General features: G+C 63.8%; 22 protein-coding genes and 1 pseudogene. 18 read left to right on the plus strand and 5 right to left on the minus strand.

Translation table 11 applies throughout. From position 1 onward, the window contains the following. Positions 1 to 54: 54 nt before the first annotated feature. Both G6R20_RS17490 and G6R20_RS17495 read right to left on the minus strand, forming a co-directional pair. The gene (locus tag G6R20_RS17490) at positions 55 to 384 is read right to left on the minus strand and encodes a hypothetical protein (RefSeq protein WP_163377159.1); all 330 of its coding nucleotides are present in this window, start codon (positions 382 to 384) and stop codon (positions 55 to 57) included. A gap of 45 nt (positions 385 to 429) precedes the next feature. After that, positions 430 to 891 (minus strand): hypothetical protein, encoded by a 462-nt coding sequence (locus G6R20_RS17495; protein ID WP_163377160.1) that lies wholly within the window; start codon positions 889 to 891, stop codon positions 430 to 432. A 569-nt stretch (positions 892 to 1,460) separates the two neighbouring features. On the opposite strand from G6R20_RS17495, the gene G6R20_RS17500 reads away from it, so the two are divergent. After that, positions 1,461 to 1,949 (plus strand): helix-turn-helix transcriptional regulator, encoded by a 489-nt coding sequence (locus G6R20_RS17500; RefSeq protein WP_163377161.1) that lies wholly within the window; start codon positions 1,461 to 1,463, stop codon positions 1,947 to 1,949. A 95-nt stretch (positions 1,950 to 2,044) separates the two neighbouring features. Continuing rightward, positions 2,045 to 2,257 (plus strand): hypothetical protein, encoded by a 213-nt coding sequence (locus G6R20_RS17505; RefSeq protein WP_156607444.1) that lies wholly within the window; start codon positions 2,045 to 2,047, stop codon positions 2,255 to 2,257. Positions 2,258 to 3,286: 1,029 nt separating this feature from the next. Here G6R20_RS17505 and G6R20_RS17510 read toward each other — a convergent pair. Continuing rightward, positions 3,287 to 3,628 carry a hypothetical protein gene (locus G6R20_RS17510; protein WP_163377162.1) on the minus strand — a complete coding sequence of 114 codons (342 nt, stop codon included), beginning with the start codon at positions 3,626 to 3,628 and terminating at the stop codon, positions 3,287 to 3,289. Between the two features lie 156 nt (positions 3,629 to 3,784). Beyond that, positions 3,785 to 4,843 (minus strand): GAF domain-containing protein, encoded by a 1,059-nt coding sequence (locus tag G6R20_RS17515; RefSeq protein WP_163377163.1) that lies wholly within the window; start codon positions 4,841 to 4,843, stop codon positions 3,785 to 3,787. 222 nt (positions 4,844 to 5,065) lie between these two features. Here G6R20_RS17515 and G6R20_RS17520 point away from each other — a divergent pair, with 222 nt between their 5' ends. The 14 genes and pseudogenes from G6R20_RS17520 (at position 5,066) to G6R20_RS17585 (ending at position 20,766) form a co-directional block, all read left to right on the plus strand. Next, the gene (locus G6R20_RS17520) at positions 5,066 to 5,869 is read left to right on the plus strand and encodes a hypothetical protein (RefSeq protein WP_163377164.1); all 804 of its coding nucleotides are present in this window, start codon (positions 5,066 to 5,068) and stop codon (positions 5,867 to 5,869) included. Between the two features lie 611 nt (positions 5,870 to 6,480). Beyond that, entirely contained in the window at positions 6,481 to 6,924 is a 444-nt protein-coding gene (locus tag G6R20_RS17525) for a hypothetical protein (RefSeq protein WP_163377165.1), read from the plus strand. Positions 6,925 to 7,011: 87 nt separating this feature from the next. After that, positions 7,012 to 7,815 carry an AAA family ATPase gene (locus tag G6R20_RS17530; RefSeq protein WP_163377166.1) on the plus strand — a complete coding sequence of 268 codons (804 nt, stop codon included), beginning with the start codon at positions 7,012 to 7,014 and terminating at the stop codon, positions 7,813 to 7,815. Next, positions 7,815 to 8,189 carry a hypothetical protein gene (locus G6R20_RS17535; RefSeq protein WP_163377167.1) on the plus strand — a complete coding sequence of 125 codons (375 nt, stop codon included), beginning with the start codon at positions 7,815 to 7,817 and terminating at the stop codon, positions 8,187 to 8,189. Before G6R20_RS17530 ends, G6R20_RS17535 begins: the two co-directional genes overlap by 1 nt. A gap of 311 nt (positions 8,190 to 8,500) precedes the next feature. Beyond that, positions 8,501 to 9,109 carry a hypothetical protein gene (locus tag G6R20_RS17540; RefSeq protein ID WP_163377168.1) on the plus strand — a complete coding sequence of 203 codons (609 nt, stop codon included), beginning with the start codon at positions 8,501 to 8,503 and terminating at the stop codon, positions 9,107 to 9,109. Between the two features lie 116 nt (positions 9,110 to 9,225). Beyond that, positions 9,226 to 14,886, plus strand: a complete 5,661-nt coding sequence (locus G6R20_RS17545) for a DEAD/DEAH box helicase family protein (protein WP_163377169.1) — start codon at positions 9,226 to 9,228, stop codon at positions 14,884 to 14,886. A gap of 391 nt (positions 14,887 to 15,277) precedes the next feature. Further along, positions 15,278 to 15,901: a hypothetical protein gene (locus G6R20_RS17550; protein WP_163377170.1), complete on the plus strand. Its 624-nt coding sequence runs from the start codon at positions 15,278 to 15,280 to the stop codon at positions 15,899 to 15,901. 137 nt (positions 15,902 to 16,038) lie between these two features. Next, the gene (locus G6R20_RS17555; protein WP_163377171.1) at positions 16,039 to 16,335 is read left to right on the plus strand and encodes a hypothetical protein; all 297 of its coding nucleotides are present in this window, start codon (positions 16,039 to 16,041) and stop codon (positions 16,333 to 16,335) included. A gap of 497 nt (positions 16,336 to 16,832) precedes the next feature. Beyond that, positions 16,833 to 17,063, plus strand: a pseudogene (gene nrdH, locus G6R20_RS18935) (glutaredoxin-like protein NrdH); the annotation flags it as partial. A gap of 443 nt (positions 17,064 to 17,506) precedes the next feature. After that, entirely contained in the window at positions 17,507 to 17,983 is a 477-nt protein-coding gene (locus tag G6R20_RS17565; protein ID WP_163377173.1) for a hypothetical protein, read from the plus strand. A 38-nt stretch (positions 17,984 to 18,021) separates the two neighbouring features. Further along, positions 18,022 to 18,597: a DnaB-like helicase N-terminal domain-containing protein gene (locus G6R20_RS17570; protein ID WP_163377174.1), complete on the plus strand. Its 576-nt coding sequence runs from the start codon at positions 18,022 to 18,024 to the stop codon at positions 18,595 to 18,597. A gap of 379 nt (positions 18,598 to 18,976) precedes the next feature. Next, a complete protein-coding gene (locus G6R20_RS17575; RefSeq protein ID WP_163377175.1) occupies positions 18,977 to 19,381 on the plus strand; it encodes a helix-turn-helix transcriptional regulator in 405 nt (134 codons plus the stop codon). Positions 19,382 to 19,416: 35 nt separating this feature from the next. Then, the gene (locus G6R20_RS17580; protein WP_163377176.1) at positions 19,417 to 19,707 is read left to right on the plus strand and encodes a hypothetical protein; all 291 of its coding nucleotides are present in this window, start codon (positions 19,417 to 19,419) and stop codon (positions 19,705 to 19,707) included. Positions 19,708 to 19,953: 246 nt separating this feature from the next. Then, a complete protein-coding gene (locus G6R20_RS17585) occupies positions 19,954 to 20,766 on the plus strand; it encodes a hypothetical protein (protein WP_163377177.1) in 813 nt (270 codons plus the stop codon). Here the strand turns inward: G6R20_RS17585 and G6R20_RS17590 are convergent. Beyond that, positions 20,756 to 21,586, minus strand: a complete 831-nt coding sequence (locus G6R20_RS17590) for a DNA adenine methylase (protein ID WP_163377178.1) — start codon at positions 21,584 to 21,586, stop codon at positions 20,756 to 20,758. The two genes, G6R20_RS17585 and G6R20_RS17590, sit on opposite strands and share 11 nt — an antisense overlap. A gap of 678 nt (positions 21,587 to 22,264) precedes the next feature. Between G6R20_RS17590 and G6R20_RS17600 the strand changes: the two genes are divergently transcribed. Together G6R20_RS17600 and G6R20_RS17605 are read left to right on the plus strand one after the other, a co-directional pair. Continuing rightward, a complete protein-coding gene (locus G6R20_RS17600; RefSeq protein ID WP_163377180.1) occupies positions 22,265 to 23,053 on the plus strand; it encodes a recombinase family protein in 789 nt (262 codons plus the stop codon). 366 nt (positions 23,054 to 23,419) lie between these two features. Continuing rightward, positions 23,420 to 24,442, plus strand: a complete 1,023-nt coding sequence (locus tag G6R20_RS17605) for an ATP-binding protein (RefSeq protein WP_163377181.1) — start codon at positions 23,420 to 23,422, stop codon at positions 24,440 to 24,442. The last annotated feature ends 337 nt before the right edge of the window (positions 24,443 to 24,779 follow it).

Genomic DNA, 24,779 nt, shown 5'->3' on the forward strand with positions numbered 1-24,779 from the left:
CGCTGGTGGCCTTGATTCTCTGTGCTCACAGTCGCCCTCCCTCGAAGTGCTGTGTCAGTTGATGACGATCGGCGGGACGCCGGGGATGTTCGCGTTGTTGATCGCATCCGCCGAGCCGCTGACCGCGTTGTTCCACGCGTCGTTCAGGCCGTTCTGGACGCCCGTTGCCGCGTGCGGATTAGCGCCGATCGCCCCGGCCCCCGCTCCGAGAGCGGCGGACCCGCCCGCCGCGGAGCCGGTCCCTGCCAGCGCCGCAGCGGCTGTGCCAACGGTCGCAAGCGGTCCGGCAGCGAGGCCGGCGCCGACGATCGGTGCGGCAATCGGACCCAGTGCGGCCAGTGCGGAGAGGATCGCCCCAGACGCTGCCAAAAGTGCTGTACCCATGCTGTTTCCTCTTTCTGGTGGTGGAAGAGCGACCGCCGGATGCGGTCAGCCCAGTCGGATTCCCATAGGGGCAATCGGCGCCTGTGGGACCACGGGCGCCTTCGGAATGTGGATTTGGGGCGCCGGGGCCGGGGCCGGAGCCTGCTGGACGGGCGCCTGACGCACCGGGGCCGGAGCCTGCTGGACGGGCGCCTGACGCACCGGGGCCGGAGCCTGCTGGACGGGCGCCTGACGCACCGGGGCCGGAGCCTGCTGGACGGGCGCCTGACGCACCGGGGCCGGAGCCTGCTGGACGGGCTGCACCGCTACGGGAGCGGGAGCCTGACGCTCCGGGGCCGGGTCGGGGGCCGCCTCGGCGGCTCCCTCTTCCCGGTCGTCCTCGCGACCGTCCTTCGCCTTCTTCTCGGCTGCGGCCTTCCCATCGTCCTTCGGGGCGTCTGCCGCCACCGTCGCGGACACACCCAGTTGGCCGGCCTGTTCCTTTCGCGCAGTGCCCGCGGTGGCCACTCGCTGAGCATTCGGAGTCTCAGTGACCGAGGAGAAAACGACTTCACTCACTCCGAGCTGCGACACCGACCCATTGACGATGGGAGATGCCACAGTCTCACCGACCCCGGACTGTGAAGCCGATGCGACCGACATACCGCACACGGTCGTAGATGCGACTACGGCTGCGGTTACTCCGATCCGGCTCAACGGTGCCCACGAGGACGCACCACCGATACCGCCCCTGACGAGCGAGCGGAAATTGCTTCTGGATTGGTTCATGAGACCCCTGCCTCGGACTTGAACACGCGCAATCGAGGAAGGGGCTCGAGGACCAGTCGAGCGCCGGAAATCGACAGCACGGCGCACAGATGTGCTTGCGCTTCGTCGTGGCGGGACTGATCAACCGCCACGGGGCCGTACGTGAAGTACGGGCGCGGACGACAGCCTAGGTGACTGCTCCCATGTTCATCAACCCCTACTTCTTCGGAGTCACACTGATGTGACTTGGCTGACGAGACACTCTCCTGATCGTTCATATCGTAAGCTTATGTCGAAAGTTTATGACAGCGCAAGGGGTGGAGGTGGCTATGGGCTGGGATGATCTTCTCGATCACGAGAACGACCCAGGAGGATCGATGCCCAAGCGGCCCGGCTTCCTCAATGCGCTGGCCGTTCGTCGTGGAATGGAGCGCCGCGGCCTCGACGTCAAGCGTCTGGCAGTGCAGGTCGGCGTCTCTGCCGTCACCGTGCGCAGCTGGCTCGGCGGGCGGAGTGCGCCAAGCCCCTCCCGGCTTGCAGCCCTCGCCACCGCGCTCGATCTCGACCCGGCCCAGCTAACGGGAGTGCCTTCAACGCTCCAGACCCTCGCCGACCTGCGTATCCATTCCGCGCTCAATCAATCTCAGGCTGCCGCGCGAGTAGGCACTTCCCGAACGTCTCTATCCGACTACGAGCTCGGCGTTTCCGAACTGCCAGAGGCACTGATCCCTGCCCTGGCGGAGACGTACAAGGTGACGGCCGATGAAGTGATCGACGCTTGGCAGCGTTCCCGCGACACGCTCGGACCTGTACGGTAATGGTGTAAGTCCGCGCCGGAACCTAATTCCGGGCAACACGCCGCTACAGGACGGAAATGACACCGCTGTAACTCATAGTGCGATAACGTTATTGCATGGCTCCTCCCCGCACCACAGAGGGACGTTCACAGCTCAGCGCCCTCATCGACGAAGACCTCTTCAACGAGGTTCAGCACTTGTGGCGCTCTTCGGGCAATCCGAAGCGCTGGCAGGTGATCGAGGAGATTGTGCGCCTCGGAGTCGAGGCATACAGGGAGAAGCCCGAAGACCACCGGGGCGGACAGCAAGACCTACTCCGCGCCGGCTAACGACTAACACCGAGAGAAAGGGGGCCAGCTCCAGCCCGACGAACAACGCAGGACCGCCTTACCACCGGACCCGCGAGCACCGTTCATAGGAGCACCAGAGACAAAAAAAGGTCGCCACCCGACTGGAACCGGGTGGCGACCTCGAAGTCAAAGATCAGGCCGGCTACCAACCATTCCTGATCCGAGTGCTCCCTCACATAGGAGGGAACTGTCTTGAGGGACAGCTCCGAGAGTAGCGCATACCCAAATGCCGTGTCCAGCACCATGCTGCTCGACGCGCCGAATGCTGCCTCGACCCCCGATCTACCCACTAATCCCTACGATGTCGCTGCCGCACAAGCACGCTTTGATGCGGCACTGGCGAAGTTCTCCCAGGCCCAGGCCCAGGCCGTGGACGAGACCGCGACGGCGACCGAGACCGAGCTGGCTGCGGCCTCGGCTGCCCTTAACCGGGCGCTCGGACAGTCTGGCCACTCCTGGAGCCTGCCGACTCGGAAGCCGCCACGCGTCTGGACATCACGACAGCACTGGCTCACCAGCGTTGCCTCTTACCTTGCCTGCGGTGAAGGCCGCGAGCAGTGCAAGGCCGGACGGCTGTCCCCGAAGACGTGTCTGGCGGTAGCGCGGGCCGTCGCTCGATACGCCGACTCGTCTACTGGTCGCTCAGTGACTGCCTCGAACCGGTCGATTGGCCGTCTCGCCGCCCGCATCGTCGGACGCGATAAGCCCTACAGCCACGACGTAGTCGCCGTCGCACGTCGGGTCCTCGCCGCTGCGGGCTTTGCCGTCGAAGTTCTCCAGGGGCGCTATCTGACCGCGGCCGAGCGCACTCTTGCTCGAGCGCATCACGGAGGCCAGCAGATCCGCGCTGCATCGGTTTGGGCGTTGACCAGTCCCAGCAGGTCAACGGGTACAGACCCAAAAAATCCGTATCTACCCTCTAGGAGTTCTACTCCTAGAAAAGGTTCTTGTAGGAAGTACTCACCCACACGCGCGCGCAAGCGCACGCGGGCGCCCTTCGGGCGAATCTCACGAGAGAATCGGCCCCTTGGGGCCCAGGTCGTTGCAGCCCAGCTCGTCGCCCGTGTTCCCAGCCTGGACACCAAACACATTGGAGCCATCGTCGACGTCATCGTTGACACAGTCGACTACACCCGGTGGACCGGCCGCGATCTCGTCGAGCTGATGAATGTCGATGCCCGCCGGCGAGGGGTGGACTGGCCGGCTCAGATCGACAAACCCGCCGCCTTCCTCAGGCACCGACTGCAGCTGCTCGCCATCGAGCTGTCCGGCCCCAGTCCAAGCGAAGTCGCAGCTGCACACGCTGAGCGGATTCGAGCTGAGCAAGACGCTCGACGCCAGGAGCACCATGACGCACAAGCACGAGCAGCCAAACCTGACACCGTCCGATCAGCAATGGCCGAGTTCCGGGCGATGCTCGCAGCAAAGCGCGAGACGCGTAGAACAACTCCCCGCGGCGAGGCGACTAGTGCGACACATGCAGACGTTTCGCGCGATTCTTCAGTCTCAGTGCCCCAGCGGGTCGGTGTCGGTGGAGCCCCGGTCGTGAGGGGCTATATCGTCTGGAGTGTCGAGGTCGATTCCCGTTTCGACAATCTCAATAAGCGCCAGCTCTACACCTGTCGTGGAAGGCAGCAGCGAGCCTCGACCAGCAACCACCATCCAACCGCCCTCCCGCCGGCGCAATCGAACATCACGCAGGTCGACGGGTTTACCCGACTCGATGAGTTCGACAGCGGCCGCGAATATACGCGCCACGTCATCCGGGTGCGGCGTGTCACGGTCGTCGACCAGGCCCTTCCACTGGATACCTTCAGGTGGGTCTGTGATCCACCTGATTAGCCGCGCTTTCTCCACATCCAGTAGTGCCAGTGACGGCGTGGCGGCCGTCGAACGTAAGGCACGCAGTGTCGCGTCACTGACGTTCACCGTTGCGCTGATTCCCGCGCCAGTGCTCGCTTCGTGAAAGTAACCGGCCACTTCCGTCTGGCTTCGCCCGTACATGACTAGTCGCAGGGGCGATGAGGACCCCTGCGGGCAGAGCCATCCCATCCATCGTTGTCCTGCCGACGGGTAAAGCAACAACGACAGCAGCGAGTCGAAGTCGGTGATCTCGCCGGTATCCGAAAACAACTGCGTAGCGGTGAGCGTGCCTCGCTCTGACACTCGTCCCTCGTACCCAGACCCCAGGAGCGCAAGTGCTGTGCCGGAGGGGTGCGCGAGTCTGGCCACTTGATCCCAGACGATCGCCCCACACGCGTAGGGCTCCAGTGCCGGTGGGGTGTCCCCCACCCAGGCCCACACGGCCCACACCTCCCCCTTGTGGGTAACCGCCGTGCGGGCTTCTAGATAAACCAGCCGACCGCCGCTGTCACCGGACCACTTCATTGGTTGATGCTCGTCCATGCAGCGCTGAATGATTCCCAGGAGTAGCGGAGCGGCCCGACGGTCCACTTGCGAGAGCACACGCAGGGCCTTGCGAAATGACTCCGGCGGCACGCCGTCGACCAGTACCGCCGCCGGCTCGGCCAACATGGTGTCTATAAGCACCCACTGCCCCGACATCTTCGCCCCCTTTTTTTATTCGCCCCACGATCAAGGACGGAACGAATGCGGTTAACACCATTCATTCTCTGGTCTATCACTGCCGGTCTTGGAATCGGGTCACTCTACGCAGCACTACGTACGACGACCCCTCCGCACCCCGAGGGCAGCGTGGAGAGCAAGGCACTGTCGACGGGTCGAGAATATGTCCTCGCTCACCGAGGCCGACCGGGAGCACCCGTTGTGATCGCGCTCCATGGTGCAGGCGAAACCGTAGACGACTTCCGGGCGCTGTCGGGCTACCGCCTCGAGCAGCTCGCCCGGGAGCACGCCTTCACCCTGGCTTACGGCGTTGGGATCGGGCGGACCTTCAATGACAGCCGAAACCCGCTTCCCTACAAAGCGCGCAAGCGCCGAGCTGACGACGTGGCCTACCTCGAAGAGATCGTCACCGACCTACGGCCCCAGCAGGGCAGCACGCTACTCGGAATTGGCTACTCCAACGGCGCTCACCTGCTGCTCCGAGCGGCCACCGACGCACCAGGGCTGTTCGACGGAATCGCAATCAGCGGGGCCAGCCTCGCGAAAGGCTCTCCGCCACCCACCCAAGCAGTCTCAATGGTGCAACTCGCGGGCACCCGAGACCTGCTATCTCCGGTCGAAGGAGGCTCCCCCCGCTTGCTGAGCCGACTTCTCGGCCCCACGGTGCAAGCTGAGACGACCGCAAAGACCATCGCCGACGTAGCGAAAGCTGACCTCGTCGAGCACCGCTCTATTCCTGGCCGCTGCCCCATCGACCTCACCCACTGGGCGGGGTCGCACCATCACGTGTGGTTCTACCGCGCCCACGGCGCTGGGCACACCTTTCCCGTCCCGAACGCCGCCCGCGCCCGTCTCTATGGACGCCAGCCCGATCTCGACTTCCCCCACGTGTCACTCTTCCACCTGGGAGCACTCGCCGACAGCACCTCACGTTGCGAGGGCGACAGCAAAAGCGACTCAATCGCGCAACCTCAGCCTGCGCCAGACGCTAGTGACACTAGTTGATGCGGTAGCCCCGAGAGCCCGGTCGACCCCCACGCTTCATACGCTCGTGCTGTGACTACCGATTTGACGGGTCCGACAGGCGGCATCGCGACAGCAAAAGCGCCACCACCCGGCGGCCAGGTGTCAGGAGGAACACTGTGATCGTTCGCGGCGAAATTGCGCATATCCACGTGGCGGCAATCCCGACCAAGCGGGGAACGACCATCCTCACTGCACTTCGGGTAGTTGATGAGCAGGCCCATGCCCGTCACGGAGGTCAGCCAGCCTCCCGGCCATCCCCAACTCGCTACGAAGTCCAGTTCGTGGACTCCAAGTTGTCCGAGTGGTCAACTGCGATTGAAAAGGCCTTCCACGTGGGAGATGACGTACTGGTCTACGCCGAAGATGAGGTTCGAGTGGACATCAAACCCGACGGGACGGCAGTCCTCGTTGTCCACGGAATAGATCTGGGGCGAGCAACACGAGCCCAGGCGCGGCGGCGCGTCTAACCCTGCACGCATTGGTGGATATGGCATGTGGACCCAAACGCTAGTGTTACTAGCTCCACTAGTGGTACTATTGGGATATACCGAGAGGGCGACCAGGCCCCCGGAAACCCCAGGAGGAACACCATGAGTGATTCGAGCAAGAGCTTTGCAGAACTCGAAGTGGCAGTGTCGGATGTCGCGGCGCTGCTCGCGGACTCTTACGTGCTGCAAGCGCTGACTTCCCACCTGACGGCCCGTGAAGTCATGATCATCGCCCGCCTGTTCCAGGCCGCGGGGAACGACACCGCCTACCGGTGGGTCATGGAGGGCATCATCCACGGCGACGAAGAGGTGCGAGCAGTGGCCTCTCCCGTGGTCACCGGGCCAGGTTCGGTCAAAATCGAGTACTTCGACGAGTTCTCCGAGTGCGGCATCGAGAGTGCTCCCCTCCACGTGCGCGAGTTCGAAACCGGCGGACTGAGCAACGCCATGCGAGAGCTTGGCCTCGAGCTGGATAGGGAGATGACCGACTGGGCCGCACGCCATATTCCCGGTCGGATCGTTCTCGACAGCGTTCGCCGCGCCTAGCCTGAAACCCCAGTGCAACTAGTGGCGCATGTACGACACGTGCCACTAGTTGCACTAGAGTCACTGAAGCCACTAGTTGGAGGAATCATGAAGATCGTCGCAGTAGCGAACCTCAAGGGCGGGGTGGGGAAGACCTCGGTAGCGCAGTCCCTGCTGCACGCAGCGGCAGCTCGTGGACAGAAGGCGCTGGGCATCGACCTGGACTCGCAGGGCAATTTAACGCAGCAACTCACTGGCAAGAACGCCGACGACTGGTTCGAGCTCACCATCGCGGATGTCATGGATCCGTCGATGAATACCCCGATCGCCAACGCGGTCGTGCTCACCAGGCGGGCCAACATCAACCTCGTGCCCTCCGGGCTGGATGACTACGTCGCCGTCGAGATGTCGCTAACCGGAGCGATGATGCGGGAGTTGACCCTGCGCAAGGCTCTAGGTCGGCTCCCAGACGACGCATACGACCTTGTGGTCATCGACTGCCCCGCTGCACTCGGGCTGACGCTGACTAACGCTTTCGCCGCCGTACATTCGGTCATCCTCGTCACCGACCCGTCGTCGGCAGGTTTCGTCGGGGTGGGACGGATCGTTAATACTATCGACGCCGCCAATGAGCAACTGGGTCAAGTCATAGGGCGGGAGATCGAGATTGGCGGAATCGTGATCAACGGTCATCGGACCGGCATCAAGGCTGAAGAAGCCTTCGTTACTGAGATTGGGAACTACGCCCGCGACGCGGAGATTCCTGTCCTTGGGCGCCCGATACCTCTACTGAGCTTCATCCAAAGAGCAAACGCCGCAGGGTACGGGTTCGACGAACTGACCGAAGTACGCGCTGTTGAAGTCGCGCGATTTTTCGACAACATGCTCACCACCATTACAGGGAAGGGCTGATGATGGCTGACAAGTTGCCACAGGGACCAACTGCACCCGCCCGCAAGAAGCGGGAACTCTGGAGTGACCTGACCGCGACAGCGCAGCAGTCCCCGGAACAGGCACCCCCGGCCGCACCGGAGCGGGCCGCTCAGGAGCCCGATCTTCCCAGCTCGCCCATCACTCAGGTGCCGAAGAAGTCGACCAAGAACGTTGCAGGCGGCAAGACAAAGGGATGGGACCGATCCGGCCAGGTCGCGGTCGTTCTCGGCAAGGAGCGTCATGCCAGGCTCAAAGATTCGTGGAAGCGCAACGCCACCACTTACGACGCTATTGCAGACCTCGTTCGCGAAGCGATCGACGAGAAGCTTGACCAGCTCGAACGAGAGCGCTAGTTCCACTACTGGCACTAGCGTCCCTTGTGGCACAAGCGTCGAGCGTGCCGGGCCCTCGCTGGAGTCGGCTCTCGAGTGGGCAGCACTAGCGCGCGACGGAGAGAGGGCAATGGAGCCGATCGCGCAAGGACACTAGGTTTGGCAGGAGGCCGAAGCACGTGACTGAGAGAAGACCGACGCGCTGCGCGTCCCGCATGAGGCATTTTCAGGATCGTATGGTGAAGCGAAACTACAGCCGATCGTGGAGGCACCGTTGTCAGATCAGCCCGACCTATTCAGCTTTGACGACGATGTCACCCAGGGAGAGAGTTATGTCGGAGACGACGCGCAGGGCCGTGCAGGCGGCGTGGGAGCTGATCGGCACGGACCAGCAGTTCCAGACCCCTCACGCGCTGACGGAAGCGATCGAAGTCGAGGCAGAGCGCCTGGACGAGATGATCGGGGACGAGACCCAGAGGCTCAGAGACCAGGGGATCGCGCAGTTCCGAGCGAGCAACCAGGGGCATCACCCGCCGTTTCTGGAAGCGGTGCAGATCGGCAACCGGGCGCAGTTTCAGGCAGAGGAAACGATCCTGCACCAGGAGCTGGGCGAGCAGGTGGAACTCGCGGTGATCGACGACGAGACCTTGGCGGACCAGAGCTGGCGGGACAGTCCGGACCGGTGGAAGACCAGCAAGGATCTGATGGACGATCCGACACCGGAAATCGACGCACTGACGGACGAAGTGTGGCCGGAGCAGACGATTCGATTCCGGGTGATGGCGGCTTATTTGATGCAGACACGCTCCGAGGACTCTCAGCCGATCCCGGAGACGCCGACCGACCCGCTCAAAGCATCGTTCACGGACCTCGTCGCCGCGGAGCTGGAGCGCAGCGAAAGACGCCTGTCCGAGTTCAGAGAAGCGAACCAGAGCAGCTAGACCTCGTCTTCGATGACGCCGGGGCGGCCCCAGTCGATCCGGCGACGATCAACGTCCACTCAACGCCGCTGCCTGACCCCGCAGCGGTCCGCGACCCGGCCCCTGAGCCGGCGAACATGGCCCTGGCCGGCGTCGGCGGTGGGGGAGGGGTCGACGAAAAACCTGACCTGCGGCCCGACCCCGTGGACTATCGTCCCGGCCGCGAGGTCACCGTGCCCTCGGGCAAGAAGGCCCGAATCGCGGCGAACATCGCCGCGATCAAAACGATGCGCGTACTCGAACTCGACGACCGGTACGCCACGCCCGATGAGCAAGACGTCCTCGCCCAGTGGTCCGGCTGGGGAGCGGTGCCGGAAGTGTTCGACCCCCGACGCGCAGACTTCGCGACCGAGCGGGCCGAACTGGAATCGCTGCTCAGCTCCACCGAGTGGAACCGCAGCCGCCACACCATCCTCAACGCCCACTACACCGATCCCGCCGTCGTCGCGCAGACGTGGAACCTGCTCCGTCGCGCAGGTTTCCAAGGCGGACTGGTTCTCGAACCGGGCAGTGGGTCGGGAACCTTCATCGGCCACGCACCAGCCGACGCGCAGATGGTCGGCGTCGAACTCGACACCCTCTCAGCCCGTATAGCAGCCTCGCTCTACCCGAGTGCCCAAGTTCGCAACGAGTCGTTCGCCGACACCTCCGTCCCAGACAATGCCTTTGTCGCGGCAGTGGGAAACGTGCCGTTCGGCGACATCAAACTGTGGGACGACGCCCACAACCGAGCCCAGCACTCCATCCACAACCACTTCATCCTTAAATCCCTGGACCTGACGGCACCCGGCGGCTACGTGGCATTGCTTACCAGTCGCTTCACTGCCGACGCAGCCAAGCCCGACGCCCGCCGCGCGATGGCCGAGCGGGCCGACCTCATCGGCGCTGTACGTCTACCCACCGGAGCCTTCCGGCGAGTCGCCGGGACTGAAGTCATCACCGACCTGCTGGTTTTCCGTGTCCGTGAGCAGGGCCAGGAGCCCAGCGACACCACTCGGCAGTTCATCGGCACCTCCGACGTGCCCGTCCAGCTGACCACCGCAGACGGTGAAGCCCGGCCTGTGCCGATCACGGTCAATAACTACTTTCTCGATAACCCCGCGCACGTCTTGGGGACTCTTTCTGTTGGACACGGCATGTACGGCAACAACGAGCAGCGCGTCCTACCCAACGCCGGCAGTCCGCTGGATCGGCAGATTGCCGATGCTCTCGGCCCGGTCATCGACGCCGCGGTCCTCGAGGGTCGCGGCATGACCGCCTCGCGCACTGCGCTCACTTACGACACCTCGTTGGACACAGGACGGGGCCTGGTCACTCCGATCGAACAGCGGGGCGAGGTTGCCATCGACACGTTGCGCCACAACGCTGACCTAGACCTGATTGAGCGCTTCAACGGCTCCGGGTGGTCCGACAGCGGATGCCCCAAGTCCCGCACCGCCGAATGGCGATCACTGCTGGAGCTGCGCGACACCTTCCTGTCGCTCGTGGCGATCCAGCGAGACGGCGGAGCCCCGGAGGACAAGCACGCCCTCCGGGCCGCTCTGAACGAGCGCCATGACGCCTACGTCGCCCGCTACGGCTTTATCAACCGGTTCACCTGGAACGAGCCACGACCGGTCACCCAAGCTCAGCACGACAAGCGACTGGAAGAGGCACTCGACACCTGGGTCAAAACCGAAGGTAGAGCCGTCGACGCTGAGGATCGGACCGACGTTCCAGACCATGTGTACGAGCGCCTAGACGACGAGGCCTGGATCCCCACCAGCTCGCGCACGAAAAAGGCCCCGCATCTGGTCGGCGCGATCCGTAAGGATCCACATTTTCAGTCGATCCTCTCCCTTGAGTCGTTCGACGAGCAGCGGATGATCGCCCGCAAAGCGGCCGTGTTCACCACCGACGTTCTCGAACCTGCCCGACCCGCCGAGCGCGCCGAGACCATCCACGATGCTCTCGCGTTGTGCATGGACGAAAGTGCCACGGTCAACGTCGCGCGTATCGCCGAACTGCTGAGCAGTGACACCGACGACGTGGAGGCCAAGCTCCAGTCCGAGGGCCTGGCCTTCCGCTCGACCGCCGACCCCACGACCTGGATTCCCCGCACTCGCTACTTGTCAGGCAACGTCCGGGTGAAGCTCGCCGACGCCGAGACAGCCGCCCAGAACGATGACCGCTACCGCACCAACGCCTCAGCGCTGCGCGCAGTCATTCCCGCCCGGATCGAAGACGGCATTCGCGCTCGCCTCGGCGTGACCTGGGTCAACCCCGCCGATTATGAGCAGTTCATCGCCGACACCTTCCGCATCGACAAGTCGGCCGCCACGGTCACCTATGTCAACAACGAATGGGTCATCGAGGGCAACACCTACTACAACGGCTACAACGCCGACGCGCTGGCCTACGGCCTCGTCCCGCAAAAGGGCAGCTACTCCGGGATCGGCTACAACTTCGTCGGCACCGAGCGCGAGCAAGGATTCACCAATCAGGGTGTTTCCCTCGGTAGAGATCGCTCTGGAGCATTTGACCACTGGCAGGTACTCGAATGCCTGATGAACTCCCGGCCCATCACCGTCAACAGATCCAAGGAGTACAAGGACGCCGTCCCCACCGGGGGAGAGGTTCACGCCGGGGCTACCCGGGCAGCCAAACAGCGTGCCGAACGACTCCAGGAGGCGTTCGCGGACTGGGCACTGCACAGTGATCCCGAGCGGCGCGAGCGACTGCTGACGGAGTACAACTGGCGTTTCAACGCCACCGTCGCACCCGCCTACGACGGCTCTGTCCGCACTTTCCCCGGCCTAGGTAAGACGTTCTCGCCCTACCCGTACCAACGAAACGCCGTCGAACGCATCGTCAACGAACCGACCGTCCTGCTCAACCACGTGGTCGGGGCAGGAAAAACCGGGACGATGCTCATGGGCGCGATGGAGCTCAAACGCCTCGGCCTGGTGCGTCAACCGTGGATCGTCGTTCCCAACCACATCGTGGATCAAATCGCCCGCGAGGCCGCCCAGTGGTACCCGGCCGCCAACGTGCTCTCCGGCGCAGGCCGCACCAATCGGGACGACCGCCAGGCGCTCCTAGCTCAGTCCGCAGCGCAGGACTGGGACATGGTCATCGTGCCGCTGTCAGCGTTCACCCGAATGAAGACGTCAGCCCAGACCCGCGCGACCTTCATCGAAGGCCAGATCGCGACGATGGAGAAAGCGCTTGTCGAGGCAGGAACAGACGGTGCTTCGGCCGCAAGCATGAAACAGATCGAGAGGGCACTGACCAAGGCCCGCGACCGCCTCGACAGGGCACTCGATGACCGACACAAAGACGACGGCATCACCTTCGAGCAGAGCGGCGCCGACTACCTGTTTATCGACGAGGCGCACCTCTACAAGAACCTGGCCCGGACCTCTGGCGTCCAGGAGCTGAGTCACCCCGGCTCCGACCAGGCAATGGACCTCAAGCTCAAGCTCGACTACCTCCGCAACCGCAAGCGCCAAGACGCCGATACCGCCGGCATTCCCGCCGACGCCTACGTCGAACGGGTATGCACGTTTGCGACCGGCACCCCCGTGGCCAACAGCCTCGCCGAACTTTGGGTGATGCAGACCTACCTGCGCCCGGACCTACTGGACCACGCGGGAGTCGAGCCCATCGACGCCTGGGGCCAAAACTTCACCGACACCACCGAGACGGTCGAACTCAACGCCTCGGGCACCAAACTGCGCTCGGTCACCCGCGTCGGACAGTTCGCCAACGTCGGCGACCTGGTCGGCATGGTCGCTCAGTTCACCGATGCCGTCACTCGCGACCAGGTGCCCGTCGACCTGCCCGTCAAACGCACCGGCGGCAACATCGTCGTGGACTTTCAGCCCAGCCAGGAAGTTCGCGACTTCATCCAGGACCTCGGTTACCGCGCCGACACCGTCGACCCCAAGAGGATGGACCTGGACAACGCACTGAAGATCGCCAACGACGGCCGCAACGTCTCTCTGGACCCCCGCAGCGCACACCTTGCCGCACCCGCCGACGGAGGCCGCGCCCGAGAGGTCGCCACCCGAATCCTCTCCGAACATGCCGCGACCCGCGACAACATCTACCGCGATGGCCTTGGCGAAGAGTCCGAGGTGCGCGGCGGCCTCCAGATCGTCTTCTGCGACCGCTCAGTGCCCAAGAAGGACGGCCGCTGGAACATCTACCGCGGAATCAAGGACGAGCTGATTGCTGGAGGTATGGCCCCGGAGACGATCGCATTCGTCCACGACCACCCCAAACCCGAGGACAAAGCAGCCTTGTACGAGGCGTGCCGCAACGGCCGTATCAACGTCCTGATGGGCTCCACCGAGAAAATGGGCACCGGTACCAACGTCCAGACCAGGGCGGTAGCGCTGCACCACGTCGACGTGCCGTGGCGGCCAGCTGACCTCGAACAGCGCGAAGGGCGGATCATCCGCCAGGGCAACCAGAGCGCCGAGGTTTCCGTCTACAACTACGTCGCCACCGGCACCTACGACACCGCCATGTGGCAAACCCTCAATCGCAAAGCGGCCTTCCTTGAGCAGCTCTACGCAGCTGACCGCTCGATCCGCAGCATCGAGGACCTGTCGTCGGACAACCTCGCCGAGTCCACCGCCCTAGTCAAGGCCATCGCCACCGGCGACACCCGGTACATGCGCCGGGTCGAACTGGAACGAGAGATCGAAGGACTCGCCGCCCGGCGCGAAAGCCACGTCGCGGAAACCCGCGGCCGGCGGGACGAAATCGCCGCCCTCACCCGGTCCATCCCCAACGACGAGAAGCGGCTCGCGCAGCTCGACGCCTCAGCGCCAGCCATGCAAGCCTGGGCTGAACAGGACAACAAGTCCTACACCGTCGGAACGACAACGACCAGCGTCCGCAAAGACGCCTCCGACCAGCTCCTCGAAGGACTGCGTGAGGCCTACGTGCAGCTTCGAGGCGCCGGACCCAATGAGTCCTCCCACGTCGCCACATTCGCGGACGTGCCGCTGCACGTCGCCCGCGTCATGGAACACGACATGGTTATCCTGCGGTTCGGGGACCTCCCGATGGCAGGTCTAAGCATCACCCAAGATCAACTGTGGCCACCGCGCGACGACGGCAGGTTCGGCGTGTGGGGAAGCGGCCAAGACGCAACACTCGACGGCGACGTCGACGAGGCCAGGACCAGTAGAGCCGCGATGGCTAACGGCGTCATGACCCGCATTGAGAACGCGATCGCACGAGCCCCACGCCAGGTCGAAGCCGCACGCACCGAGCTACAGACTGACCGTCAACGTGTGGACGAGCTGCGCAACACCCCGGACGAACCGTTCCCCGACGCGGCCAAGCTCCAGGCGATGAAGACCGAACTCAACGGGCTCAACGACCAACTGGCCGCCTACGAAAACTCAGACGCGGCCAAACACGCCCGCGCTGAGCTCGACACACGAATGCTCATGAAGGGCCGCACCGACGGCTGGTCTCTCATGCTGAACCCGACTCCCGCGCTCATTGAAGAACTGGGTTTCGAGACCAGCGACGAAGTCCGCGAAATGATGTGGCACCGAGAAATCGAGGCACGCGAACAACTCAGCGCCCCCAATCCAGACGCGCCCAGCACAATGGACATGATCAGAAACTCCTACCTCAGGAACAGTGCGGAACCCGACGACCCAAACCTGGAGGACCCCGACGGGTCGGGCGGGGGAAGACAAGGGCCAGCCCCCGACCTTGCGCCGGAGACCTGACCCGCCAGGTGTCAGCGCGGCGGTCTGACTGAGGTGGGTGGTCCCTTTCCCTGCCCCTGCCAGTCTTGGTGCTCCACTGCCGGGGTCAAGGTCGGCACCCTTCGGGTGCGCCGGCTACGCCAACAAGCCCGGGACGCGGTCGCTGCGCTCCCTTATTTCGCCCCGACCTTCTTGTCTCCGCCGCCGTTCCCTCTCTTGACCCCGTCCGCTCCACACCAATCGGGCCGGTATCAGGGAAAGGGGGAGCCATGCGTGAAGCCCAGCGGAGCACGTCCGACGCAAAGAAAAGCCAGTTCAAGGACGTCAAACCTTGTGCCACTAGTGCCACTAGTGCTACTATTGAGGCATACCGAGAGGGCAGCAAGCCCCCGGAAACCCAAGGAGGAACACCATGAGCACAGACACAGACTTCACGGTGCGAGCACTGCCCAGCATCGAGCCCGCCAGCACCGCCAATCCCACGCATCCGAGCGCCGCGAACGGGCTGCTCGAACCCGCACGGAAGCAGATCACCGCCGCCTACGACGAGCTGGCACGCCTTCACGTCGACGCCCACACGGCCCGCGAGTGGCTCACCCAAATGGTCGCCACCATCGGCGCACAGCGCACGGAAGCCGAAACCGTGCCGCCCCGCACGAACCGCCCCGACATCGCGGAGGGCGACGGATTCGACCCCACCCGCCAGGAGTGGGCGGCGATTCACCAGATGCTCACCGTCGCACTCGCCGTCGTCAACGGCCGCCGTGGACGACTGCGCGACCTGTTCGACCGCCACTTCGCCACCGCCGCAGGCTTGGCCGGTATCAACGCCGCGGCCGACTGCGTCGCCGCCGCACAGACCAACACCACCGTGACCATCCGTCGCCAGCACGCCCAGGCGGTCCGCGAGCCCCGCCGCACCACCTTCTACGTCCCGGCAATCATCACCTGGGGGACCCGGTACCGCGCCCTGGCCGCCACGATCGTCCGTGACCACCACGGCCGCTACCGCTTCACCGGATTCACCATCCTGTGACCGACACCGACACGGGAGGCTCGCCCAGAAGGGCGAGCCTCCCACTACATTTCACACCCCCCGCGCAATCCACAGCAGAGGCCGCACACGTTCTCCGCGGGCCTTCGGCCCGCAGCGGACGTGGCACCCTCACGAGCATGACCGAACCGATCAGCGGCACGTTCGACGACGTCACCCGCAAGGCTCTCAACCACGCCCGAGCGGGCGACCACCGAGCACGCCCCGCCGAAATCAACGGGCACCGCGCCATCCTCACCCCGCACATGGACACCGACGGAAACCTCGACGCCGACGACCTCGCCGCCCAGGTCTACGCGCTGGCGCACGGAATGTCCTCCGACGACGGCCAATACACCGGCGGCTACTTCACCGCCGAAGGGATCGGGCACTACTCGCCCGCACCCGCCGACCTGGACGAACCGACGAGCCAGTAAGAGCAGGAAAAGAACCATCTGCCCGACCGGGGTGATGGTTCTAGCCCCAGCTCCCGCGTGCAACGCCCTTTGGCGCCTACCGAACGCCAGCCCCAACGCGGTCACAACACCCACGAGCCCGCTGGGGCGAACCGGTGGGAGGCCCTCTTTCCCTGCCACGCCGATCATTGGCGCTCCACTCCCGGCGTCAAGGTCGGCACCCTGCGGGTGCGCCGGCTCCGCCAACAAGCCCCGGACGCGGTCGCTGCGCTCCCTTATTTCGCCCGGACCTTCTTGGCTCCACCGCCGTCCCCTCTCTTGACCCCGTCCGCTCCGCGCCATTTCGGCAGGTGTCAGGGAAAGGGGGACCATGCGCGAGACGGTCCGACACGAGCGCCACGACGAACCAAAAAAGCCAGGTCAAAGTACAGAAAAGGCTTTACCACTAGTGCCACTAGTGCTAGTATGGAGCCATACCGAGAGGGCAGGAAGCCCCCGGCAACCCAAGGAGGAACACCATGAGCATCACCGTTTACACCAAGGCTGACTGCGTGCAGTGCGACGCCACCACGCGCACCCTCGACAAGGCCGGACTGGCCTACAAGGTCGTCGACCTCACCGCCGACGCCGACGCCCTCGAATACGTGCGAACCCTCGGCCATTGCCAGGCCCCGGTCATCGTCACCGACACCGACAACTGGGCCGGCCATCGCCCCGACCGGATCAAGGCACTCGCCCCCACGGCTGCCCGCAGCCCCGAACGCACGCAGTTCCTGGTCGACGTTCTCAGCACCGCCGTCGAGACCGGCATCGGCTACTGGGCCGAGACCGTTCACGTCGAGGACCAGACCGGGACCACGCCCGCGGGGGACAACCTCGACCCGCTCGGATCGGGAGGCGACTGCTACACCGCCACCGTCCGCGAGTACGAGACCGGCGACGAGCACCACGTCAACCTCGACACCATCGTCCGCGGAGCCAACCTGCTCGCCAAGAGCAGCATCGACAACGACCTCGTCAACGACTTCCGCGAGGCCAACCGCACCAACGGCGACCGGGGCGACATCGACGCCAGCAACGCCGACATGGCCCTCCAGATGGGCATCTTCGGCGACGTCATCTACGGCTGACCTCCCCCCGACCCACTGCCCATCGCCGCGAGGCAGACGGGCGCCCCGAAAGGACCACCACCATGCACGCTCTCAACCACGCCGAACTGCGCTTCCTCCTCAAGACAAACTCCCTGCACGGCCTCGGACGCCTCGCCGCATCCCCGGACACCGAGATCCCCCACATCGTCGCCAGCATGTCCTCTGGATACGGCGGCGGCCTCGCATACGAATACCGCAGCAAAGGGGTGTCCATCTGGACCGGGACCAACCGTCCCTGGAACAGCGAACCGGACCACCACATCACCTGGACCCAGATCCGCCGCCACATCAGCCGATACGTCACCGAAGACTTCACCAACGCGTTCCGCGAAACCGACCGCAAGTGGTGCCACGCCAAGGTCGGAGACCAGACCCCCGGCGCCCTGTACTGCCACACCGACGCCGAACGCGAAACAATCGCCGACCTCGAAGCGCAGCTGCGACTCCTAGCCGCACCCATCTGGGAACCGGCGACCACCATCGAAGGCGAACCCGAACAACTCGACCTGTTCGCCTAACCGGCATCACCCACCACACCGCAGAGACAGGACAGACAATGAGCATCATGACCGCCGAGCAGCACGCCAGCGCCGACCCGGTCGACGTGGACGACCTCGCCGCCGCCGACGCTGCTCCCACCGTCCCCGAGCTCGACCCCGAGGCCGCCCTGCTCTGCGCGCTCCTGCACACCAACGACACCGCCGAGGCCCGCCACATCGCCGCACACCTCGAGGCAAGCGACTTCCTCAACCCCCGCTACGGCGACCTGTACAGCGTGATCGCCGACCTCATCGCCGCCGACGAACCACACCACGCCACCCGAGTGCTCTCCGCACTCACCAATGCCGGCCGAATGGCCGGCCACCACGGTCAGCTCCTGGCCGACGCACTCCAGGTCGTCGCCCTGCTCGGAACCCCCGCCGTCGGAGTGCGTACCCTCGCCGCCGACGTTCTCGACGCCTCCTACCGCCGCCGCTTCGCCCGCACCGCGGCCCACCTCACCCGCGCCAGCGCCGAAGCGCCCACCAACGACCTGTTCGAGATCCTGCTCGAGGAAGGCCGCGCCATGCGCCGAGAGACCAAGCGCCGCGCCTCTCTCACCGCCGGCCCCGACACAGGCACCACGTCCTAACCCGGCCAGCCGCACCCGAAAAAAGTCGCTCTCTTGACCGGGCAGCCCTCGATCACCAGACCGCTACCCAAGTAATCGACACCGTCGTTGCCTGCATCCTGGGGCGATCAGGCCAAGAAGCATCCCTGTAAACATGCTGTCGCTGTTAGCCTCGCGGGCGGAATATCTACAAGGCAAAGGGCAGGGCATGGACCCATTCGCGCAGATGCTGAACGACTCAATCCCCGGATTTCAGGGATCTATGCAGGACATGAATCGCAACACCCTGGACATGCTCCGGAACTCCGGGCCGGAGGGACTCGGCTTGATCCCCGAGTACATCCGACAGCAGGCGGCTATGGGTTGGATCTGACACCGCCACTGCGGTGACCTGCACCCTGTGACTCCAGACGAGGCTCGGTCGCTCGGCCGCTCGATACGGGCTGCACGGCAGGAGAAGGGCCTCACGCAGCTCAAGTTGGCAGTTGCTGTCGGCGTGAAGTCGCCGTGGATCAGTGCGTGGGAGCGTGGCCAATCGCAACCCGCTGCCTACGCACAGTCGGCACCACCCGTAGCCATCAGCCGCGACCAGCTCGCCGCGATTGCCGGCGCACTGGACTGCACCGTGGAGTCCATCGCGGACCGGGCGGCCCTGTCCGCGACCACGCGAGTCCTCTACGGGCTGGACCCGCTGGGGCCAGCCCGCACCGTCGTCGGCGGACAAGAGTTCGACCTCACTGACGCCGAAGCCGACCGCGTCGCCGACTTCATCGCCGGACTCATAGCCGCCCGAGACATGCACTAGAACGCCCGTCGGACCTGGGCGATACTCTGCGCCGCATGGACGAGCTGCTAGACCGAATCCGACAAGCAGCCGACCAGGCAGGGGAGCGGCGCTTCCTCGAGCTCCTACGCTGGCACTGCGTCGTCGCCAGCCTCGCGGACATCGACCCCACCAAGCAGGGCGCCTACCGAGACGCCATCACCGCACTGGGGGAGAACCGCGCTGTCGAGCTGCTGCATGACCTCCGAAACACAGGCCGCAACCCACGCCGCTACCGCCACGGAGCCGACGGTAAACCTCGCTACCGCGCGGGACGAACCGTCAGCGATCACCACCACCGCGAGTGACCGCTCTGGCCAGCAACTACGTCGGAACACACATTATCGGCGCACCTACGTGAGGACTGGCCGGGAGGCACTGGTCGCGTCCGAGGTTCCTCAATCGGGTTCGCGGCCGGGCACTCTGTTCGACCCTCCTCCTCGCTGTCCCCGTACACGCCTGGGGTCACCGGAGATGACTCGCTGTGTGTCTCTTGGTGAAGGTCGGCGTGGGCGGTTCATTCAGGGAACTTGCTAATTGATACGGTCTCCCTTATGGACAACGGCCAGGCGATACGGGACAGGAAACTCAGTGATGTCGAGGTTGAGAAGATTCGACTGCTATTGAGCACTTTTCGCGATGGTTCAGGCCAGCGGCTGAAGAAGGCGGGCTATATGCCCGATTATCTTGCGTTCGAGCGAGTCACCGCACTTGTATTGAACGGGAACACCAACGAGGACAAGGGAATTTTCGACGTTGTCGTGCCCCGCCCCGGCGGCAAGCCTTGGGGGGTGTCGTGCAAAATGACCACGGATCAAACTTGGAAGAACCAAACCTGGTTCATGGAACTCTCTAACTCGGCAAAGAAGTTGACCGACGCCCAGGAGGACCTCGGTATTGATTGGAGGAAGTCGCCGGGCAAGGCGGGACCGAACTTGATTGAGACTGTGGTCTCATGGCACGACGCTGTTCGCAGTGACTACGATGTTGATTCCAGCAAGTATCTATTGCTGACTCACGACTCAAATTGGCGGAAATTCGAGATCGCATGCTTCGACATCGACGTTATCGTCTCTGAATTGGCTGGTGATATCGAATGGGTCGCCGAAGGGGGTAGCGCGAGCAGCCCTTCGTCAGTTGCCGGCTATATCGAGCGTGACGGGCGGGATGAACCGCACCGGCTCTGGCAGTGGTTTGCACGTTCTGGCGGGCAGCTAAAATACTATCCTCCGATGGGTTGGGAGGACTGGCGGACTGGGCCTTTCGAGCTCGAAGATTGCCCTATCAAGGACCTCAAATCTAAGGTCGAGGAATATTGGCCCGGCTTGTGGCCTGAGGGGGAGCCGTCGAGCCCAGTCACCTTTTGACCCAAAGTACTTCCATGCGGGTAGCTGCCTTTTCGACTTTCGGCGGCTTGATCAGTATCTTCTCCCAGCCGGCCAGTTTCTCGTCGTAAAGATGATTGGCGTAACCGGAGATGACCACCGGGCCGGGGTGTGCGACGAGCGTCTCGAGCATCTCGACGTGCTCATCGACCGACATCTCGCTGGCGTACATCTTCTGCGTACGGGTCTCCATCAGGTACGGCGGATCGGCATAGATCTGCGTATCCGGCGTTGCGAATCGCTTGATGACCTCGATGGCCGGTCGGTTCTCGATTTCGGCATCCTTGAGCCGCATCGCCAGTTCGGACAGCTCGCCGGGTACGCGCTGCCATCGCAGTGACATTCCGCCTGCGCGCTGCCGAGATCCGCGATTCTTCCAGCCGGTTTTCTTCGCAAGGTCGGATGCGTGAGCCTGCCATATTCGTGTCACAAAGCGGCGAGCGTCTTCCAGTTCGTCGCCAGTGACCAGGTGGCTTTGGTTGTACTCTTCGCGGCTCCAGGGCGTCGTTTCCAGAGCGAATAGCAGCTCGTCTGTGCGGTCGCGCAGTACTCGAAAAAAATTGACGACGGTGCTGTGGACATCATTGACCAGCTCGTGCCCGCTGGGGTCCTTGGTGAAGAAGACTGCTCCGGAGCCGAAGTAGGGTTCGACGTAGTGATAATGGTCGCCGAAGTTGTTGGCAATCTCGCCGGCGAGTGACCACTTGCTGCCCGGATAGCGCAGCGCCGCCGAACGCTTCTTGGGCGGAGCGATCACCTTGTCTGCGTCGAAGAGCGTGTCGGTGGCTGGCATAGAGGTCATGCTCTTGACGGTATCCCGAGGAGTTGACCCAGCGGAAACATGAGCGCCAAGCGCTTCAGTTGGTACGCGGTCCGGGGTGCGTCCCTGCCGGGGGGTCTCAGTAATGATTCTCTCCTTGTTGATGCCGCCGCAGAGTAGCGAGGCTTGAACTCCCACAATGTTGCACCGGTATCGGTGCAGAAGTCAAGCGGTAGAACAACGATAGGCACTGTGCGCTCGCGCCGGTAAGGGTCGCCGCTGTTACGTTCGACGCATGACGATCCAAGCTTGGTCTATCGGGCAGTTTGCCGAGTTTGCTGGGATGCCGGTCGAGACGATCCGCTCGATGCACCGACGGGGTCAGCTGCCAGCGCCTGATGTTGAAATTGGACGCGGAACTCTAAAGCCCACCCGCGGATGGACACGTGAGTCAGTGGAGCGGTGGGTGCAAGCACGGGGTCAGTAGCCCATTAGGTGAGACTGTGAGCCAGGCGGCGGATGAAATCGTCTTCGCGAGGCTTGCCACCGCGGCTGCCCGGTGCGCTCGAGCGGCCTTCGTGCCGGATGGGTACACCCGTGCGGGACGGAACGCCGCCAACCGTCGCCGCTGTGTCGCAGGGTCTAGTTCAATACTTATGAAACGCCATCCCGTCGGGTCTAGGGTGTATTGATACACAGACCGGGCGAGAGGGACTTCTGATGGCTGAGCGGATCGGGACGTTGCTGAACCGCTCGGGTGATGGCGGCGAGGAGGTGCTCATCGTCAGCCGCGGGAGCGTGCGGACTCGGTTCCGGCGACGGGACGAGTCGGGTTGGAACTTTCGGGTGGAGTCGACGGACTCGGAGAACGTCATCGAGCGGAACCCAAAGCGAAAGCCAAAGCCGGATCCGAAGCCGGCTCGCCGGGCCTCACGTCCGCGTGGGCAGCGGGTGGCGTACGTGCGGGTGTCGGCCGCGGATCAGAATGAGGCGCGTCAGCTCGAGGCGGTAGGGGAGTGCGACCGGGTCTATATCGAAAAGCAGTCCGCTCGCTCGCGTGCTGATCGGGTGAAGCTCGAAGAGTGCATCAGGTACCTGCGGGACGGTGATGAGCTGGTTGTCGCGTCGATGGACCGACTCGCCCGTTCCCTGGTTGATCTCAAGCAGATCGTCGGCGAGGTCACCGCCAAGGGGGCCAGTGTGAAGTTCGTCCACGAACGTGCCACCTACGCTGCTGGCGCCCAAGATCCTCGGGCAGACCTGATGCTGTCGCTGCTCGGGGCGTTCGCCGAGTTCGAGAGGGCCATCATTCGCGAACGCCAGGCCGAGGGCATCGCCATCGCCAAGGCGAAGGGCAAGTACAAGGGACGGAAACGCGTCTTGACTGACGAGCAGATTGACAAGGCCCGTGCCCGCATCGAGGCAGGGGAGGGGCCGACGGTGATCGCCCGCGATCTCGAAGTCGGGCGGTCCACGCTGTACCGCGCCCTCCAACGCCACACACAGTAGAAGGTCGAGGAGGCCGGGACGAGAGGCGTCGACGATCGCAATCCTCGCCGGGGTTCGATGCCCGGCAGAGTAGTCAGTGTCTTGACTTGCAGATGCCTTGGCGTCGGCCAAACGGTGTCGTTGGCGACAGGGTGCGGCGCCAGGTGGGCGGTACGGTAAGGGGAACTATCGATTCGGATCTGTTTACCAGACGCCCTTCCTCCCAGGGGTAGGCTGGCGAGTAGGGTGGTAAGCATGGCCGCCACATCTAAGTCCAGCTACCGCGATGATGGCGGTTTGGAACGGGCAGTAGTCGACCTAGTGCGCGTGGGCACTAGAGGGCACGGAGCTGGGGTCCGGCAGCTCGCGTCCCGGCTAATGAGATCAGTGCCGACCGAGATTGAGGACGTCGAGCAGTTCCGCAACGCAGTCCATCGCGCCATGACGTCCGGGTCGGACTCGACCGAGTTGCGGTACGTCTCCGGGTCGGTGCCGACTGAGGGTGACAGCGCGCAGCCCCTTGTGGATATCGACCTTGTTCCTGACAGTCAGGAGCTCGTCCTGAGTGACGAAGTAATGTGTCAGCTCAACGAGGTGCTTCTGGAACGGCGTCGTGCGGAGGACTTGCGGAAAGCTGGGGTCAGCCCAACTCGAACGCTCCTCTTGAGTGGCCCTCCGGGTGTAGGTAAGACTATGACTGCGCGATGGCTCGCAAGTTCGCTCGATTTGCCACTGTTGTCGCTAGATCTTTCAACTGTGGTCTCCAGCTACTTGGGATCGTCTGGCCGTAACATCAAATCAGTCCTTGACTATGCAAAGAGCGGGCCATGTGTCCTTCTTTTGGATGAGTTTGATGCGATTGCTAAACGTCGCGACGACGACTCTGATATTGGCGAGCTCAAACGGATAGTGAATGTGATTCTAGTTGAGCTTGATCGATGGCCAGATGTCAGCCTCCTCGTGGCGGCCACCAATCACCCGCAACTGCTTGACGCAGCGGTTGAGCGTCGGTTTGATCGCTCACTTGAACTTCCCTTGCCGGACCGGGGGCAGAGGCTATCGACTCTACGAGCCTTGGCTGACGGGTTCGAAGGTGTAGCGGTCGAACAACTTGCTTTGATCGCAGACTTGACAGAAGAGTACAGCGGTTCCGATTTGGCAAGGTTCTGGTCTCTGGCCTATCGGCGCTCGATTATCCATGATTCAAGTTTCGGCGACGAACTTCTCAGTGAGTTGGCGCGTGTCTTCGATGGATCCGGGGCAAGCCGTGACAGGCTCTTTCTTGCAATGCATGACACTTTAAGGATGTCGAACCGACAGATCGCAAGCGTGACTGGGGTAAGTCACCCCACAGTGGCGGCAGGAATTAAACGAGCCGAAGGAACTGGCTATGGCGGAGGCGCAGAGTGATGGGTCTGTACGGCGCCCACTTCTAGTCAATGGTGAGGCGCTGAAACTCGATGTGCAGGCCCCAAACTCGGGTGGGGGAGATAAGTACGAACCCCAGACTGTCGAGCAAGCTCAACAGTTGCTGGCGCCTCAGGTCGCGGCGGCGGTAGAGGCTGTAGCTACGCTCTCACCCAGACTGCGGGCGCCGGATCGAGTCTATGTCGAGGCGCAACTACTGCCTAACTACCTCGCTGCTTCGTACTTCCCCACAGAGCTCTTGGCACACATTGGTGCGTCTCCTGTCGGATCTCGGTCGGCAGTAGGTCGGTACGTCACGAGGACGAGGGACGTCGAGGCG

It is taken from the genome of Dietzia sp. Alg238-R159, assembly GCF_900537145.1.
Classification (GTDB): Bacteria; Actinomycetota; Actinomycetes; order Mycobacteriales; family Mycobacteriaceae; genus Dietzia; species Dietzia kunjamensis.

Bases quoted from the DNA above. Each gene is read 5' to 3' on its own strand.
- G6R20_RS17490 (WP_163377159.1), bottom strand. From the start codon at position 384: ATGGGTACAGCACTTTTGGCAGCGTCTGGGGCGATCCTCTCCGCACTG.
- G6R20_RS17500 (WP_163377161.1), top strand. From the start codon at position 1,461: ATGGGCTGGGATGATCTTCTCGATCACGAGAACGACCCAGGAGGATCG.
- G6R20_RS17505 (WP_156607444.1), top strand. From the start codon at position 2,045: ATGGCTCCTCCCCGCACCACAGAGGGACGTTCACAGCTCAGCGCCCTC.
- G6R20_RS17510 (WP_163377162.1), bottom strand. From the start codon at position 3,628: ATGGTGCTCCTGGCGTCGAGCGTCTTGCTCAGCTCGAATCCGCTCAGC.
- G6R20_RS17515 (WP_163377163.1), bottom strand. From the start codon at position 4,843: ATGTCGGGGCAGTGGGTGCTTATAGACACCATGTTGGCCGAGCCGGCG.
- G6R20_RS17525 (WP_163377165.1), top strand. From the start codon at position 6,481: ATGAGTGATTCGAGCAAGAGCTTTGCAGAACTCGAAGTGGCAGTGTCG.
- G6R20_RS17530 (WP_163377166.1), top strand. From the start codon at position 7,012: ATGAAGATCGTCGCAGTAGCGAACCTCAAGGGCGGGGTGGGGAAGACC.
- G6R20_RS17535 (WP_163377167.1), top strand. From the start codon at position 7,815: ATGATGGCTGACAAGTTGCCACAGGGACCAACTGCACCCGCCCGCAAG.
- G6R20_RS17540 (WP_163377168.1), top strand. From the start codon at position 8,501: ATGTCGGAGACGACGCGCAGGGCCGTGCAGGCGGCGTGGGAGCTGATC.
- G6R20_RS17545 (WP_163377169.1), top strand. From the start codon at position 9,226: ATGGCCCTGGCCGGCGTCGGCGGTGGGGGAGGGGTCGACGAAAAACCT.
- G6R20_RS17550 (WP_163377170.1), top strand. From the start codon at position 15,278: ATGAGCACAGACACAGACTTCACGGTGCGAGCACTGCCCAGCATCGAG.
- G6R20_RS17555 (WP_163377171.1), top strand. From the start codon at position 16,039: ATGACCGAACCGATCAGCGGCACGTTCGACGACGTCACCCGCAAGGCT.
- G6R20_RS17565 (WP_163377173.1), top strand. From the start codon at position 17,507: ATGCACGCTCTCAACCACGCCGAACTGCGCTTCCTCCTCAAGACAAAC.
- G6R20_RS17570 (WP_163377174.1), top strand. From the start codon at position 18,022: ATGAGCATCATGACCGCCGAGCAGCACGCCAGCGCCGACCCGGTCGAC.
- G6R20_RS17580 (WP_163377176.1), top strand. From the start codon at position 19,417: ATGGACGAGCTGCTAGACCGAATCCGACAAGCAGCCGACCAGGCAGGG.
- G6R20_RS17585 (WP_163377177.1), top strand. From the start codon at position 19,954: ATGGACAACGGCCAGGCGATACGGGACAGGAAACTCAGTGATGTCGAG.
- G6R20_RS17590 (WP_163377178.1), bottom strand. From the start codon at position 21,586: ATGACCTCTATGCCAGCCACCGACACGCTCTTCGACGCAGACAAGGTG.
- G6R20_RS17600 (WP_163377180.1), top strand. From the start codon at position 22,265: ATGGCTGAGCGGATCGGGACGTTGCTGAACCGCTCGGGTGATGGCGGC.